The 15128-nt window shown below is 60.3% G+C and carries 15 protein-coding genes; 11 read left to right on the forward strand and 4 right to left on the reverse strand.

Annotated elements, in window-relative coordinates; genetic code table 11:
* Positions 1 to 459 carry a carboxymuconolactone decarboxylase family protein gene (locus AC13RE_RS06395; protein WP_488562313.1) on the reverse strand — a complete coding sequence of 153 codons (459 nt, stop codon included), beginning with the start codon at positions 457 to 459 and terminating at the stop codon, positions 1 to 3.
* A 134-nt stretch (positions 460 to 593) separates the two neighbouring features.
* On the opposite strand from AC13RE_RS06395, the gene AC13RE_RS06400 reads away from it, so the two are divergent.
* A complete protein-coding gene (locus AC13RE_RS06400; protein WP_488562314.1) occupies positions 594 to 1478 on the forward strand; it encodes a sigma-70 family RNA polymerase sigma factor in 885 nt (294 codons plus the stop codon).
* A 2-nt stretch (positions 1479 to 1480) separates the two neighbouring features.
* On the opposite strand, the gene AC13RE_RS06405 is transcribed toward AC13RE_RS06400, so the two are convergent.
* Positions 1481 to 2242, reverse strand: coding sequence for an AraC family transcriptional regulator (locus tag AC13RE_RS06405; RefSeq protein WP_488562315.1), 762 nt, complete (start codon positions 2240 to 2242; stop codon positions 1481 to 1483).
* A gap of 139 nt (positions 2243 to 2381) precedes the next feature.
* Here AC13RE_RS06405 and AC13RE_RS06410 point away from each other — a divergent pair, with 139 nt between their 5' ends.
* The 7 genes from AC13RE_RS06410 to AC13RE_RS06440 all read left to right on the forward strand — a co-directional run bounded on the left by AC13RE_RS06410 (position 2382) and on the right by AC13RE_RS06440 (position 9508).
* Positions 2382 to 3329, forward strand: coding sequence for a DMT family transporter (locus AC13RE_RS06410; protein WP_488562316.1), 948 nt, complete (start codon positions 2382 to 2384; stop codon positions 3327 to 3329).
* Between the two features lie 79 nt (positions 3330 to 3408).
* Entirely contained in the window at positions 3409 to 4131 is a 723-nt protein-coding gene (locus AC13RE_RS06415) for a GntR family transcriptional regulator (RefSeq protein ID WP_488562317.1), read from the forward strand.
* Between the two features lie 99 nt (positions 4132 to 4230).
* The gene (locus AC13RE_RS06420) at positions 4231 to 5511 is read left to right on the forward strand and encodes a cysteine desulfurase-like protein (RefSeq protein WP_488562318.1); all 1281 of its coding nucleotides are present in this window, start codon (positions 4231 to 4233) and stop codon (positions 5509 to 5511) included.
* A 169-nt stretch (positions 5512 to 5680) separates the two neighbouring features.
* The gene (locus AC13RE_RS06425) at positions 5681 to 6463 is read left to right on the forward strand and encodes an HpcH/HpaI aldolase family protein (RefSeq protein WP_488562319.1); all 783 of its coding nucleotides are present in this window, start codon (positions 5681 to 5683) and stop codon (positions 6461 to 6463) included.
* Between the two features lie 188 nt (positions 6464 to 6651).
* Positions 6652 to 7860: a pyridoxal phosphate-dependent aminotransferase gene (locus AC13RE_RS06430; RefSeq protein ID WP_488562320.1), complete on the forward strand. Its 1209-nt coding sequence runs from the start codon at positions 6652 to 6654 to the stop codon at positions 7858 to 7860.
* 82 nt (positions 7861 to 7942) lie between these two features.
* Positions 7943 to 8740, forward strand: a complete 798-nt coding sequence (locus tag AC13RE_RS06435; RefSeq protein ID WP_488562321.1) for an ABC transporter substrate-binding protein — start codon at positions 7943 to 7945, stop codon at positions 8738 to 8740.
* A gap of 93 nt (positions 8741 to 8833) precedes the next feature.
* On the forward strand, positions 8834 to 9508 hold the full coding sequence (locus AC13RE_RS06440) for an amino acid ABC transporter permease (protein ID WP_112334969.1): 675 nt from the start codon (positions 8834 to 8836) through the stop codon (positions 9506 to 9508).
* A gap of 64 nt (positions 9509 to 9572) precedes the next feature.
* On the opposite strand, the gene AC13RE_RS06445 is transcribed toward AC13RE_RS06440, so the two are convergent.
* On the reverse strand, positions 9573 to 10088 hold the full coding sequence (locus AC13RE_RS06445) for a MarR family transcriptional regulator (protein WP_132717395.1): 516 nt from the start codon (positions 10086 to 10088) through the stop codon (positions 9573 to 9575).
* A gap of 97 nt (positions 10089 to 10185) precedes the next feature.
* The gene (locus AC13RE_RS06450) at positions 10186 to 11757 is read right to left on the reverse strand and encodes a phytoene desaturase family protein (protein ID WP_488562322.1); all 1572 of its coding nucleotides are present in this window, start codon (positions 11755 to 11757) and stop codon (positions 10186 to 10188) included.
* A 392-nt stretch (positions 11758 to 12149) separates the two neighbouring features.
* Between AC13RE_RS06450 and AC13RE_RS06455 the strand changes: the two genes are divergently transcribed.
* From AC13RE_RS06455 to AC13RE_RS06465, 3 genes are all read left to right on the forward strand, one after another.
* Entirely contained in the window at positions 12150 to 12932 is a 783-nt protein-coding gene (locus tag AC13RE_RS06455; RefSeq protein WP_488562323.1) for a cyclase family protein, read from the forward strand.
* 72 nt (positions 12933 to 13004) lie between these two features.
* Positions 13005 to 14594: a phytoene desaturase family protein gene (locus AC13RE_RS06460; protein ID WP_488562324.1), complete on the forward strand. Its 1590-nt coding sequence runs from the start codon at positions 13005 to 13007 to the stop codon at positions 14592 to 14594.
* Positions 14595 to 14618: 24 nt separating this feature from the next.
* The gene (locus AC13RE_RS06465; protein WP_015340911.1) at positions 14619 to 15125 is read left to right on the forward strand and encodes a MarR family winged helix-turn-helix transcriptional regulator; all 507 of its coding nucleotides are present in this window, start codon (positions 14619 to 14621) and stop codon (positions 15123 to 15125) included.
* Positions 15126 to 15128 lie beyond the last annotated feature (3 nt).

Raw genomic sequence — 15128 nt, forward strand, 5'->3', positions numbered from 1 at the left:
TCAGTTCCAGGACGCACCGGCCTGCTGACGAACCGTCGAGTTCAGCCGGTTCCAGACATTGTCGATCGCAATGGCAACGATGAGGGCAGAGAGTGCCTTTTCGTCGTAGTGTCTTTCGGCCTCGTTCCAGATTTCGTCTGTGACGGCATCCGGCCGGTCGGCGAGCCGGGTAACGGCTTCCCCGAGTGCCAGAGCGGCGCGTTCGGCATCGGAAAAATAGGGCATCTCCCGCCAGGCGGAGACGCCGACGATGCGCTCCATCGTCTCACCTGCCTTCTGCAGCTTGCGAAAGCCCATATCGGTGCAGACGCTGCAGCCGTTGATCTGGCTGACCCGCAGATGGACGAGGTCCATGGTATTTTCCGACAGGCCGCGATCTTTAATCGAATTGCTGACGGCCAAGAGCACCTGCAGCGTTTCGGGCAGAACGAGGACTGGGTTCTTCATACGAGCTTGCATGTTTCTTTCCTCTGGTTGTGAGAGCCCTGTTGCGGCTCATCTCCCGACGATGCACTTTCCTGCCGATCCGATGTCACACCGGCCGGATTTCGTTCGTCATGGGTTTGACGGATGAGGATGAGGAGATGTGACCGATGGACGAAAAAAAGTGGCAGGCAGAGAAATTCGAGGCGAACCGGCCGCATCTGCGCGCCGTCGCCTACCGCATGCTCGGCTCGCGCGCTGAGGCCGAAGATGCGGTGCAGGAAACGTGGCTGCGCCTTGTCCGGAGCGACACATCGGAGATTGAAAATCTCAGCGGCTGGCTAACGACTGTCACCGCGCGCATCTGTCTTGATCTGCTGCGGTCGCGCAAATCCCGTCGCGAGGAGCCGCTGACCGTCCATGTTCCAGAGCCGATCGTGGTGCATGAGGCTGGTAACGGCACCGACCCTGAGCAGGATGCCTTGCTCGCGGACTCCGTCGGCCTCGCTCTTCTGGTCGTGTTGGAAAAGCTGAACCCGGCCGAGCGGCTTGCCTTCGTCCTGCACGATATGTTCGACGTCCCTTTCGATGACATTGCCCCGATTCTGGGACGCACGGCGGTCGCGACACGCCAGCTTGCGAGCCGCGCCCGCCGTCGCGTGCAGGACACGCCATCAACGACAGAGGCCGATCTCACCCATCAGCGCCATGTCGTCGACGCCTTCTTCACAGCCTCGCGTGACGGCGACCTGCAGGCGCTGCTCGCTGTCCTCGATCCCGAAGCCGTCTTCCGTCCGGATGCGGTTGCCGCACGCATGGGGGCCGCTGGCGAAATCCGCGGGCGCATGGATGTCGCCAAGACCTTCCAGGGCCGTGCGCGGGGAGCCCGGTTGGCAGTCATCAACGGCGCGGTCGGTGCCATCGTCGTCATCGGCGGACAGCTACGCATCGCGCTTCGTTGCACCCTCAATGCAGATGGCATGATTACCGTCATCGACGCGATGGCCGATCCGGAAGAACTGCGCAAGCTGGAGATCGTTTTGATTGAAACCTGAAATTAGCGCATCTGTGTCGGGCTCGTGCCTGTCAGCCGGCGGAACATGGCAATGAAGGCCGACGCGTTGCTGTAACCCAGCTCCGTTGCAATCCGGTGCACGGGCTCTCCGGCCTCGATCATCGACAGTGCAGCAACGAGTTTCAGTCTCTGCCGCCACGCGTTGAAGGAAAGACCGAGATCATCCTGGCACCGGCGCGACAGCGTGCGCTCGGTCGTCCCCATCCGGTGCGCCCATTCCGCAAGGGAATGCCGGTCGCCGGGATCGGCTTGCAAGGCGCTCAGTAGCGGGCCGAGCAGCGGATCGTCGGAAAGCGGCAAGTAGCTCTCGCACCGCGGCGCCAGTCGAATCTGATCGACCAGAACCTGTGCAAGCCGCAAATCTTCGGCTGTTTCAGGTATGGTGACATCACGCGCAGCAAAATCCGCCAGAATTGCCTTCAGCAGCGGACTGATGCTGAGCGTCGACGGCTTGTCAGGCAGGTTCGCGCAAAGAGCGCGTTCGACATAGACGGTCGCATAGCGCAGATCGTGCTGGATCGCGGCGCCGTGCATCGTCTGCGGCGGCAGCCAGATGGCATAATGTGGCGGCGAGAGATAGCGCATGCCTTCGATATCGAACTCGCAGATGCCGGTAATCGCATAATTAAGCTCGCCCCATGGCTGGCTCTTTTTGGGGAAAACCGTACCCGCTCTGTAATTCTCGGTTCGGAAGGAAACCGGGTTGGGCGGATCACCCTCGATGCGTGGAGGCCTGCTGGACATGTCTTCATTTCGCTACTGACTGTCTTATTCTCGCTATATACCAGAATTCGGACAGGCAGTACAAAGTCTTTGGGATGGCGAACTCAATGCGCCCTCCTCCGTTTCGCCCCAAGCCACAAGACGACGAGAGACCATTCACATGAGCACCGAGCAGAATGCTTCCGCATCCATCGTCAGCACGGCCGGCTTTGCGCCCTTGCTGACGGTGCTGATCTGGTCCGGCAACACCGTCGTCACCAAGGCATCCGCGGGCGTGATTTCGCCAGGCTCGATTTCCTTCTATCGCTGGCTGCTGGCCTTTCTCGTGCTCCTACCCTTTGTCGGCCGCGCGGCATGGCGCAATCGTTCCCTGCTGCGGCAGCACTGGCTGAAGCTCGCCATCCTCGGCGCCCTCGGCATGGTGATCTATCAGAGCCTCGCCTACGAGGCGGCCAAGACGACATCGGCCGTCAATATGGGTGTGACGATCGCCCTAATGCCGCTTCTCTCGACGGTGCTAGCCGGCCTGCTGGCGGGCGAAAAGCTCACCGTGGCGAGCCTGGCAGGCGGAGCCATCTCGCTGATTGGGCTCGTCTATTTGACCTCGCAGGGTGATCCGATGCGCCTTGTGAATGGCGGCTTCCACATTGGCGACGGCCTGATGATCATCGCTGTTCTCTCAAATGCGCTCTATGGGGTCATGCTGAGACGCTGGGCGATGCCGATTCCAATGTGGCAGCAGCTTTTCTGGCAGATCGGCTTTTCAACCCTGTTGCTGATCCCGATTTTCCTGATGGGCGATATCTCGCCGCTCACCACGGCCAACCTGCCGCTGATCCTTTATGCTGCAATCCCGACCTCCCTCCTCGCGCCGCTCTGCTGGATGATCGGCATCCAGAGGCTCGGCGCGAGCCGCACCTCGCTGCTGATCAATCTCCTGCCAATCGTCGTTGCAGCGCTGGCCTGGGCGCTGCTTGGAGAACAGCTGCATTCCTATCATGCTATCGGCGGTGCGCTTGCCCTCATCGGCGTTGGGCTCGGCTTACACAAGCCTCGGGAGAAGAATGATCCGGCCGCTGATGAAAGCTGGGAAACCGAAGAAGCCTGACCGCGGCTCCGGGGCCCTTTCCTTTCGCCCACCCTTCGTTCTACCATGAACGAGTCCCGAGAGCGGAGAGGAAACAAGCGTGCGCATAGCCCTGGAACCGGTGTCCTCCAGAACGACGATCCAGGAGAGCGTCTATCAGCAGCTGCGGAACGCGCTCATGGTAGGCAATTTCGATCCTGGCCAGACCCTGACCATCGCCTCGCTCGCTGAAACCTTCGGAACCAGCAATATGCCAGTGCGCGAGGCTCTGCGCCGTCTGGCGGCTGAAAATGCTTTAGAGGTCGCAGCCAACGGCTCTGCCCGCATCCCGATCGTTACTCTTGCCCGGCTGAACGATCTTTGCCGCGCCCGCATCGCCGTCGAAGGTCTGGCCGCAGAGCTCGGTTTTCCCAACCTCACTGTCAGCGACATAGCGACGCTCGATCGCATCGCCGGGGAGCAGTATGTGATCGGCCGCGGCGCTAATGTCTATGATCTCATGGCCAAGAACCAGCAGTTCCACTTCACCATCTATCGCGCCTCGGGCTCCGAGGTGCTGCTGCAGTTGATCGAGACCCTGTGGCTGCGCTTCGGTCCCTATATGCGCATGCTCTCCGCCTCGGCAGAACCTTTGATGCGCAGCGGCGAACTCGATCCCGCCGGCGAGCATGTTGCCATTGTCGATGCTTTGAAGGCGGGGGACTTCGCCGCCGCCCGCGACGGTATTGTCGCCGATATCAGCCGCACCCACGAAATCCTGCAGGATTATTGTCCGGCCACGCAGGACGAGCACCGCAAGGGCTCAAGCTCTAGCCGCCGTTAGCCGTCAGAAAGAGACGGAGGAATTTGGTTGAACCTTAAAGTATTTTGTGATCAAATGATCAAAATAAGATTTCAATCCCAATATTCAGAGCGAGATCCCATGAGCTCCGCCGCTTCCGTATCGCAATTCGCCGGCCACAACAGCTTCCCGGTTGACGAGATCCGCGCCATGTTCCCGGCCATCCGGAAGGCTGGCGATTTCGTCTTTCTCGATAATGCGGGCGGCGCGCAGGTGCCGCAGGCGGTCGTCGATGCGGTTGCCAATCACCTCATCGATTTCAACGTCCAGCGCATGGCGAAATACCAGCACAGCCAGGGCGTCGACCGCAATCTGGAAGAAGCGCGTGAAAGCGTCGCCATGCTGGTGAACGCCTATCGCCCGGAAGAAATCTCCTTCGGCCAGAACGCCACCTCTTTCATCCGCCTTGTCAGCCTCGGCATCGCTAAGCTGCTCGGCGAGCGCAACGAGATCGTCGTCACCGACATGGATCACGATGCCAACATCGCCACCTGGATGGCACTGGAAGCCGATGGCGCCAAGATCGTCTGGTGGCGCATGCGCGAGGACGGCACGCTGCATGTGGAAGACCTGAAGCCGCTGCTGAACGACAGGACTCGCCTCGTCGCCTGCACCGTCACGGCGCATTCGATCGGCACGATCGTCGATGTCGCCGCCGTCTGCAAACTGGCGCAGGCCGCCGGTGCTGAAACCTTCCTTGATTGCGTTCATTACGGCCCGCATGGCCTGATCGACGTGCAGGCCTGGGGCTGCGACTACCTTGTCTGCTCCGGCTACAAGAACTTCTCGCCGCATATGGGCTTCCTCTGGGGCCGCTACGACGCACTGGTCAAGCTTCCCACCTTCAAGGAAGACTTCATTCCGGACGTACCGCCCTACAAGATCGAGGTCGGCACCTTCACCTATGAGAACGTCGCCGGCATGAACGCGGCGGTCAAATACCTCGAAGGCCTTGGCCGCCGTTTCCTGCCGACCGGTGACCATAGTCGCCGTGAGGCGCTTGCCGCCGCCATGGGCGCGATCCGTCAGTACGAACTTATGCTCTCGCGCGAGATGATCGCGATTCTAAAGCGCCATGGCGCCACCATCTACGGCATCTCCGACGAAAACCGCCTGGAGCAGCGTGTGCCCACGATCTGCTTCAACATGCCTGATATCACGCCGCAGGAATTTGCCGACGAGATGGGCAAGCGGCGCATCGGCCTGCGTGACGGCCACATGTTCGCGCCGCGCCTGATGAAGCGCCTTGGCTTGTCCATGGAAACGGGTGCCATCCGCGTGTCGCTGGTGCATTATAACAAGGTCGAGGAGATCGCCCGGTTTGACGCGGTCCTGACCGAGATCATGGCGCGGCGCAAGTAAGCCGTGCCTCTGAGCGGTGGCGGCGCCCGAACAACTCCGCCACCGCAATGTCCCCGTGCCGGTGCCGGATCGGTACGGAAAACTGTTCTGAGCACGGAGCAGATAGCCGTTTCGCAGTTGTATCTTTCCACCTACCCCTCGTTGAGAGACCGCCAGAATGAGGAAGACGATGAGCGATTTCCGCCGGAATTGTATCGAGCAGAAGCTGCTCGTCGGTACATTTGCGGCCATTCCGCATCCCGTCGCCATCGAAGTCGCGGCAGCCTCAGGCGTCGATTTCCTCTGCATCGACTGGGAGCATTCGCAGATCAGCCGCGAGCGCATCGAGGATCTGATCCGGGCCGCCGATATCCATTGCGTTCCGGCCATGGTCCGCGTCCCCGGCCATGCGGCGGAGGATATTGCAGCCGTTCTGGATGCAGGTGCGGCAGGCGTTCTCGTGCCCCGTGTTTCGACGGCGGAGCAGGCGCGCTCAGTCGTCACGGCCACCCGCTATCCCCCGCTCGGCGCCCGCGGCGTCGGTCCGGGTCGTGCGGCCGCCTATGGCTACCGCATTCCGGACTATCTGGCTAAGGCCAACAAGGAGTTGGTACTCGCCATCCAGGTCGAGACAGCCGAAGGGCTTGCCAATATCGCCGAGATCGCGGCCGTCGATGGCGTCGACCTCATTTTCATCGGTCCTGGCGACCTCTCGGTTTCGATCGACGCCATGGGTCCTGCAGGCAAGGACAAGCTCGATGCGGCGATCAGAACCATCACGCAAGCCGCTCTGTCCGCCGGTCGCGCGGTCGGTATCTTTCGACCTTCGGCAGACGATGTCGGAGCATGGTCGGAAGCCGGCATCAGCTTCTTCATACTGGCAAGCGATACGATGTTTCTGGGCGCCAGCCTGGCTGCCGGCGTCGATGCCGCAAAGCAAGGCAAGCATGCGCCAGGGAACAAGGAAAGCTGATGTCTATCAGTGTGTTACCATTTCAAAGGGCAAAGCGAAATTGAGCAGGAAGGTAGACTTTTTAAGCTTAAAATTTGTCCTTGAAATGCCGTTGTTTTTGGATAACCATTCGAAATTGAGGGGTTGCAAAAGCGAAAGTTGCCGCAGCCGTTTGAACCCTCCAATGCAGAATTCCCAGGGGAAATTTCTTGTCTCTTCTACCGCAGCATAACCTGCCGAACGCGATGACGGGCCGCGATGCTCTCGAAGGCATTCGCGCCCAGATCCGCGACATGCGCACCGACAATATCGCCGTGCTTGCCAAGCGCGCCCGCGAACTCGGCGGCGTCATTCCGCTCTGGTTCGGCGAAGGGGATATCGTGACCCCCGAGTTCATCCGGGATGCTGCGAAGAAGGCGCTCGACGATGGCGCAACCTTCTACGTTCCGAATATGCGCGGATTGGCGACGCTGAACGAAGCGCTGTCCGACTATCAGACGCACTGGCATAAGCGCCCCATTCCGATCGAGCGCACCACGGTTGCCCCCGGCGGCATGCAGGCACTCTATATGGCGCTTGAATTGCTCGTCGATGTCGGCACCAATGTTGTCTACCTCGCCCCGCAATGGCCGAATATCCATAACGCCATCCACCTGATCGGCGGCGAGCCGCGCGCCGTGTCACTCGATTTCGATACCGACTGGCGCCTCGACCTCGACAAGCTTTTCGCCCGCTGCGATGCCCGCACCCGAGCCATCTTCCTGTCGACACCCTCCAACCCGACGGGCTGGACCGCCTCGCGCGAAGAGATGCAGGCGCTGCTCGATTTCAGCCGCCGCACCGGCATCTGGATCATCTCCGACGAGGTCTATGCCCGCCTCTATTTCGATGGCGACATCGCCCCGTCGATCCTGCAGGTGGCCGAAGACGGCGATCGCGTGATCGCGATCAACAGCTTCTCGAAAGCCTGGGCCATGACCGGCTGGCGCGTTGGCTGGCTGACGCACCCATCGGCCGTCGCCGACCAGCTCGGCGCCATGACGCAATATATCAACAGCGGCACCTCGGCCATGGTTCAGGCGGGTGCCGCTGCCGCTCTGCGCGAAGGCGAGCCGCTGGTTTCAGAAATCCGCGAACGTATCAAGGCCGGCCTCGATCTGGCCTATGAGAAGCTGCCGAAGATACCGGGCATCATCCTGCCGGAAAAGCCGCGCGGCGGCATGTATGCCTTCTTCGCGCTGCAGGGCGAGCCCGATGCGACGGCACTCTGCGAGCGCATCCTGGAGACAGCCCGCGTCGGCCTGGCGCCAGGATATCACTTCGGCGAGGCATCACGCGCCTTCCTGCGCATGTGCACCTTCCACGAAACCGAACAGATGCGCATTGCACTCGATCGCATGGTCAACGCGATGACATGAGACGGCCGCCGGTCGGGCGGACGGAATACCCCCGCGGGTGAGAGGAAAAGCCCGCAGTCATAACCAGAGGGAGACCAAGAAAATGCCCATTACTCGTCGCAGTCTGCTGATCCTGGCGACCGCCGTCGGCTTCGCCGGCGGAAGCCATTTTGCCTATGCCGCCGATGTGCTGAATGTCGGTTCCTATCCCAACAACCCGCCCTTCGAATATAAGACCGCGAATGGCGGCTTCGAAGGCTTCGAGGTCGATATCGTCAACGAAGCGGCCAAGCGCGCGGGCATGACGACCAATATCGCAGACTACGGCTTTCAGGCCCTGTTTGCGGCAACCAGTTCCAAGCGCATCGATGTGGCGATCTCGTCCATCACGATTACGCCGGAACGCCTGAAATCGCAGTCTTTCACCCAGCCCTATTACGATTCCGATATGGGCGTCGCCGCCAAGGACGGCAGCTCGATCAAGGCGCTTGCCGATCTCAAAGGCAAAACTATTGGCGTGCTTTCGGGTTCGACGGGTGAAAAATGGGCCAACGACAACAAGGCCGCTCAGGGCTTTGCCGACGTCAAGGGCTACAACTCGCAGCAGGATATGTTCCTCGATCTCGGCGCCGGCCGTATCGATGCCGTCGTCAGCGATATTCCGGGCATGCAGTATCTCTTCGTCAAGACCAAGGGCTTTGCCATCAAGGATCGCATCAAGACAGGCGAACAATACGGCCTGATGATGACCAAGGATTCGCCGCTCATCGCCAAGATCAACGATGCGATCACCGCGATGAAGAAGGACGGCACGCTGGAAAAGATCCACGAGAAGTGGTTCGGCGGCGAGGCGCCGGCAGGCTCCTCCACCGTCACCGAACTGCCTATCCCCAAAGCGTGATCAAAAGATCATTATCGAAATAAAACCACGCCGGTCGCAACGACCGGCGTGGATGCAAGAAACCTCGTCTTCGTTTCGCACGCGGGAGTGCCAATGTCTTTCGTCGACACCTTCCTTAACTCCGACGTCATGATCTCGGCCTTTCCGCAGCTGCTACGCGGGCTTTGGATGACCATCGCGCTCGGCGTGGTAAGCATCCTGATCGGCGTGACCGGCGGCCTCGTCATCAGCCTGATCCGCCTCTATGCTCCCAAACCTTTGCAGCTCCTGACGATCGCCTATATCGACATCATGCGCGCCATGCCCATGCTGGTCGTGCTGATCCTGATTTATTACGCATTACCCTTCGTCGGCATCAGCTTTTCCGCGTGGTGGTCGGCGATCCTCGGCTTCTCGATCGTGCTTGCCGCCTATTCGGCCGAAGTCTTTCGCTCAGGGATCGAAAGTGTGCCGCGCGGGCAATTCGAGGCGGCCGCAGCCCTCGGCATCCCCTTCCTGATCACCCTCTACAAGGTTGTGCTGCCGCAGGCGGTGCGTATCGTCATTCCGCCGACGACGAGCAACTGCGTGTCGATGTTCAAGGATACGTCGCTCGCTTCGACCGTCGCCCTTCCCGAATTGCTCAAGGAAGGACAGAACGCTCAAGGCTTCTACGCCAACCCCTCGCCGCTCATCATGGCCGCGTTGATCTACATCATCCTGCTCTGGCCAATGGTCCGCCTCGTCAGCGTGCTCGAAAAGAAGTTCAAGGACGAGCGGGCGAGATAGTTCCTCGTTGACGCATGTCGTTACCGCAAAACCGCTACACACTTTTGCGCGACATGCTTTACCATCAATCGAAATCGGTGCCTGAAAGATGATTGCTTACCGATGACTTCACCGCGCCGATATCCCGCCACAGCTCGCTGACGATCGCGGGTTCTACATCCGCCATCATGTCGCGCAGCCAGCCTTCATGGGCGGCGGCCATGGCGCTGAACTGGGTCTCGCCCTTTTCCGTCAGCTTCGCGACCGTGACGCGCCGGTCGCCATCGGGTGTTACGCGCAGCACAAGACCATCCGCCTCCAACCGCTCGACAAGACCGGTGACGTTGCCATTGGTGACCATGGTGCGCTTCGAGAGCTCTCCGAGGCGCAAGCCCTCCCGCTCGCGATAAAGCTGCGCCATCAGGTCGAACTGCGGCAAGGTCGCCCCGAACTCGTTACGCAGCCGGCGACGGATTTCCTGCGAGATCAACTTGGTCGTCGACAGCATGCGCAGCCAGAGCCGCAGTTCGAGCTTCTTGCCTTCTTGCGCGCCCTGAACGATGATCTCCAGATCAACGCTTGCACTCTCGGACTCTGTCATAACGTCGCCTCGGCCTATCGTTCCGCATCGCTAATCCCAGCGATCTAGGGGACGATATTTGAAATGTCAAAGGTTTGAACGTCAAGTCATATGGCGTTCACTTGGCCAGCATTTTCCCCAGCATGAAACCGGAACCTGCGCCCGTTCCTGCACCAGGCCATGTCGAGGCCCCACACATGTAGAGCGATGCCACGGGCGTCTTATATCGCGAATAGCCGGCAACCGGGCGGAACAGGAAATTCTGGTCGAGATGATGGCTGCCGGAGAGATTGTCGCCGCCGATGAGATTCGGGTTCTCGCGCTCCAGGTCGACGGGCGAAAAGACCGAGCGCCCCAATATCTTGCTGCGCAAGCCGGGCGCATAACGTTCGACGATATCGAGAACGCGCTCGGCATAACTATCCTTGATCTCATCCCAGCCCGCGCCGCTGATTTGACCGGCGGCATCCCCATGGAATTCTGCCGGCAGGACACGCACCTGTATCCAAAGCACATGCTGCCCGGCGGGCGCGCGCGACGGATCGATGGCTGTCGGCTGGCCTACCACCAGGGCAGGTTCAGCCGGCAGCAGCCCGCCCATGGCCTCGGCATAGACACGCGACATCATTTCGAGATCCGGCGCGATATGCACATAGGCAAAATTCTGGAGCGCCCTGCCCGCCGTCCAATCCGGAAGGCCCGACAGCGCCAGATGGATCATCATCGTACCCGGTCCGGCGCGGAAGCGCTTGATCTTGCCGTCAAACTCCTGGCGCGCCGGATCTTGATCCAGAAGCTTGCCGAACAGGATCTGCGGATGGACATTGGCGATGACCGCACGCTTCGCTTCGTAACGTCTTCCATCGGCCAGCACAACGCCCGTCGCTTCGCCGCCCGAGGTCGTGATCTTGTCCACGCGCGTGCCAAGCATCAGCTCGCCGCCCTTGTTTTTCAGCACGGCCGCCATCGCCTTGATGATCGTATCGGCACCGCCCTTGCCAATCACCATGCCGAATGCCTGATTGGCCATGGATTCGAGATAGGGAAACAGCGCACCGCCGGCGACATCGGGCGCGAAGTCGAGATGCAGCCCCCAGGCGGCCATCATCGTCTTGAGCTTCGCATTCTGAAAGCGGGCGTCGAGAAAATCGCGCGGCGAGGCAAAGAGCATGCGCGCGGTATCGTAGACCCAACCCATCCCCTTCTCGCGCCAGGCTTTCCAGACAACCTTGGCGGTAGCCATCGAAGGCATGGGCGAACCGAGCAGGCCGAAAATATGCGGGGCATCCGCACCGAACTGCGAGAGCATATTGCGCCAGGCGGCAGCATCCTGCGGCGACATCTCGTCGATAGCGCCTGCTGTCTTTTCCAGATCGGTATTGACGCCGAGATAGGTGTTGTCACGAAAGACGCTGGCGAAACAATCCACTGCAGGCACGAAGCCTAGCCCTTCCGCCGATAGCTCGTTCTTATACTGCGCGAAGAAGGCCGAGCCGGCAAACATGGAGAGGTTCATGGCACAGAGGTCATGCCGGAAGCCGGGCAGCGTCACCTCACGCGTCTTGACCGCACCGCCGGGCTCCGCATTTCCCTCGATGACGGCAACCTTCCAGCCCTTGGCAGACAGATGCACCGCCGCCGCCAAGCCATTGTGACCGGCCCCCACTATGATCGCATCATAGCTCATCATCTGCCCCTTTTTGATTTGTGATTATTATTATCACATGCATACATTTTGAGTTTTAAGCTTCAAGTATATGTCGGCGCGAATCACAAGATACACAAGCAACCATTGATGGCATTTCACCGAATTACGTCGATGAATGCCGTTTTACTTCAGTAGCTTACAAACTCATGAGGGCCGCCGATTTTATGTCAAAAATGGCGCCGCGAACCCCAGCCGAATGCTTGCAATATCATATATTGTGACATAGGCTCCCTTCATTCCGCCGCCGCGCGGACCCGGCGCCAGGAGGAAAGGCACCCGCGTCTGGCGATGTCGATTTCATGCCTGATCCTGAACAAAAGACCTGCAGAAAGGCTCTTCGCACGGGATCCTGCAACAACAGGGGAACTCAAAAAATGACCGCTACCACACTCGCCAGCCTCGCCTCGGCTCTGCTTTCGGGCTCCGTCAAGGTCGTCGATCTCACCGCGCCGCTCGGACCCGACACACCGGTGCTCTACCTGCCGCCACAGTTCGGTAAGAACACACCCAACGTCAAGGTCCATACGATCTCCGAATACAACCAGGACGGCCCGTTCTGGGCCTGGAACTGGCTGGAGCTCGGCGAGCACACCGGCACACATTTCGATGCGCCCTGCCACTGGATCACCGGCAAGGATAATCCGAACAACACGACGGACACCATCCCCCCGCAGAACTTCGTGGCGCCGGTCAATGTCATCGACCGCTCCAAGGAAGCCGCCGCGAATCCCGATTATTTGCTGACGGTCGAGAGCATCAAGGAATGGGAATCACAGCACGGCGCAATCGAGCCAGGCAGCTGGGTGCTACTGCGTACCGACTGGTACAAGCGCAACGGCTCGACCGAAACCTTCCTGAATGCCGATGAAAACGGCCCGCATTCTCCCGGCCCGACGGCCGAGGCGATCGAATATCTGCTCACCAAGGGCATCATCGGCTGGGGTTCCGAAACGATCGGCACCGATGCCGGATCTGCCGGCGGCATGAGCCCGCCTTTCCCGGCACACAACCTCATGCACAAGGCCAACCGGTACGGCCTCGCTAGCCTCTCGAACCTTGATCAGCTTCCTGCCAAGGGCGCCGTGCTGATCGCTGCCCCACTGAAGTTCGTCAAGGGCACCGGCTCGCCGGTTCGCGCACTGGCATTGATTGCATGATTGGCTGGAAAGGTGGGGCCTTGAGGGCAGGCTCCACCTTTCCGTTCATCTTGTCAGCGAGGGGCGGCAGCAATGGGCGAACATGATTACATCATTGTCGGCAGTGGCATAAATGCACTTGTCGCAGCAGCAATGCTTGGCAAGAAGGGCTACAAGGTACTCATCCTCGAGCGCAACGACCGCATCGGCGGTTGCCTGCGCACCGAGGAGATCACCGAGCCCGGATTCATCCATGATCTCATGGCAACGACCATGGTGCTGTTCCTCACCTCGCCGGCCTATGGCGCCATCGGCAAGGATCTTGAGGCGCGAGGCCTGGAATTCGCCCATGCCGACCTTCCCACGGGCGTGCTCCGTCCCGACGGTTCGCATGTGATCTTTTCCAAGAACAGGCAGCGCAATATCGCCGCTTTCGACAAATTGTCGCCTGGTGACGGGCAAACCTTTTCCCGTGAGATGGAAGCCCTTGCGGCCGACGCGCCATTCCTGTTTTCCCTGCTTGGCGGTGCGCTATGGTCGGGATCGACCCTGAAGACCGTTGCAAAGCAAGGCTGGAACCGCAGGCTCCGGAAGCTAGCGGCGTGGTTTGGCGAGGCCCTGACGCCAGCGCGCGGCTATCTCGAAACCAGTTACAAGTCAGATGATATTCATGCCCTCTGGGCGCCTTGGGTGCTCCACTGCGGCCTCGGCCCGGAAAGCGCCTATTCCGCCGAGATGCTGAAGGTGATCGGTTTCGCGCTGGAACTCGGCGGCGCGCCGATCGTCAAGGGCGGCGCCGACAAACTGCTCACGGCCTTCGAACGGTTGATTACCGATCATGGCGGTGAAATTCGTGTGAACGCGGATGTCGCGGCCATCATTCCGGACCACAATCGCAGCGCCGATGGCGTGCGTCTTGCGAATGGCGAAACATTGAAGGCGAAGGCGGGGGTAATCTGCTCAACAACGCCCAACCAGCTTTACGAACGGCTGATGAAGGATTGGCCGGATCCGCTGCCGCCGGAGGTCAAATCGGGCGTTGCCAGCTATCGCTACGGCAAGGGCGACATGCAGATACACTACGCGCTTTCCGAGCCGCCGCGCTGGAAAGCCAATGCCGAACTCGGCAAAGTGGCGCTGCTGCACCTGACCCCAGGTCTCGACGGCGTCTCGCGCGCCGCCAATGAATGCGAACGCGGGCTTCTGCCCGCCGAACCCACCATCTGTGTGGGCCAGCCCGTCGCACTCGATCCCACCCGCGCCCCGCAAGGTAAATCGATCCTCTGGCTGCAACTTCCCGAAGCACCACGCCGCATCAAGGGCGATGCCGCGGGCGAAATCGAAACGCCTGAAGACGGCCGCTGGACGGAAGAGGTGCGCGAGCGCTACGCCGACCGCATCGAAGCTCTGCTTGCGAGCCATATCGAGGATTTTGCAAGCATCAAGCTCGCGCGCCGCGCCTATTCTCCGGCGGACCTAGAAGCGATGAACATGAACCTCGTCGGTGGCGACCCCTACGGGGGCTATTGCGGCCTCGACCAGTTTTTCATCTGGCGTCCCTTCAAGTCATCTGTTAACCACCGCACCCACATATCCGGCCTTTACCACATCGGCGCTTCCGCGCATCCCGGTCCAGGCCTTGGTGGGGGCTCCGGCTTCCTGCTCGCTGCATCGCTGAAATAACAAGTTTCCGGAGGAACATCGTCGATGGAGGAGCGGTTTTCAGGCACCGTTTTGCGGCGCAATCGAGATGAGAACGCAAAACGTCCAACCATGGGCGAAATCGGCCTCAATCACTTCGCGCCCTATCTGATGAACCGGCTGATGGCGCGCTGGAACGCCAATCTGCTGGAGGAGCTGCGCGAATACGATATGACGACTGCGAAGATGCGGACGCTCGCCGTTCTCAGCGTCTCTTCCAGCCTTACGATCAACGAGCTCTCCGTCTTCGCCGTGACCGAGCAGTCGACCATGAGCCGCACCTTGGACTCGCTCGAACAGCAGGGCTACATCCGCCGCCAACCCCGCGCCGAAGACATGCGCATCCGCGACGTCTCGATCACCGAGGAAGGCCGAGCCGCCTTCGAGAAGGTGTGGCCGACCATGTACGACCTCTTCCTGCAGATGTTCGATGGCGTCGACGAGGCCGAATATCGCACCTTCATCTCGACCCTGCATAAGGTGCTGCAGAATATCAGGAAGCACGAGATCTGAGGC

It is taken from the genome of Martinezella sp. CNPSo 3959 (assembly GCF_057784355.1).